The organism is Mesorhizobium sp. M5C.F.Ca.IN.020.32.2.1 (assembly GCF_004023105.1).
GTDB classification, from domain to species: Bacteria; Pseudomonadota; Alphaproteobacteria; order Rhizobiales; family Rhizobiaceae; genus Mesorhizobium; species Mesorhizobium wenxiniae.
The window spans coordinates 1-702 of the sequence record NZ_RZSX01001512.1; the positions used below are offsets into that span (position 1 = coordinate 1).

Here is a 702-nt window from a genome sequence, read left to right on the forward strand (position 1 = left end):
ATGCTACGCCACTCGAAAGAGCAATGGCTGGATGGTCGATCGCGCGGAAGAGGTCGCAGAAGCCGTCCGGTTGGCGAGGCGAGCGGTCGAACTCGACAGGGACGATGCGATCGCACTTTCCCATGGTGGATACGTCCTTGGTTATGTTGGGGGCGAACTCAAGAACAGTGCGGTCTGCATCGATCGCGCGCTCGTTCTCAATCCGAATTTAGCGGCTGCCTGGGGCCTAAGCAGCTGGGTGAGAGCCTGCTTTGGTGAGCCGGACAGGGCCGTCGAACACGCTGCGGGCGCCATGCGCCTGAGTCCACTGGATCCGCGTCTGCTCGCCTGGCAGTTCTGCACGGGGCTCGCTCACTTCTGTGCTGGCCGCTACGATGACGCTGTCGAATGGGCAGAAAGCTCGTTGCGATCCCAGCCGAACTACGCAAGCGCCATGCGCGTTGCGGCCGTAGGTCATGCCCTGGCGGGGCGGCTTTTGGAAGCGCAGCAAATGATGGCCCGGCTGTGCGCGTTCGATCCCTCGCTGCGGCTTTCGAGTCTCGCCGAGGTGCTGCCGCCGTTTCATCGACCGGACGATCGCAGCAGATATATCGAGGGCCTTCGCAAGGCGGGCCTGCCGGACTAAGGCCCGTGTCTCCTGAAATGGTGGAGCCGGCCCGGGGACGGGGCCGGCTCCTAAAACCCGGTCGTTGGGGACGGGGA

1 protein-coding gene is annotated in these 702 nt (G+C 64.0%); it reads left to right on the forward strand.

Features of this window, described 5'->3' with window-relative positions; translation table 11 throughout:
• Nucleotides 1–31 precede the first annotated feature (31 nt).
• Nucleotides 32–625 (forward strand): tetratricopeptide repeat protein, encoded by a 594-nt coding sequence (locus tag EOA86_RS37145; RefSeq protein ID WP_245497512.1) that lies wholly within the window; start codon nucleotides 32–34, stop codon nucleotides 623–625.
• Nucleotides 626–702 lie beyond the last annotated feature (77 nt).

Bases quoted from the DNA above. Each gene is read 5' to 3' on its own strand.
- EOA86_RS37145 (WP_245497512.1), top strand. From the start codon at position 32: ATGGTCGATCGCGCGGAAGAGGTCGCAGAAGCCGTCCGGTTGGCGAGG.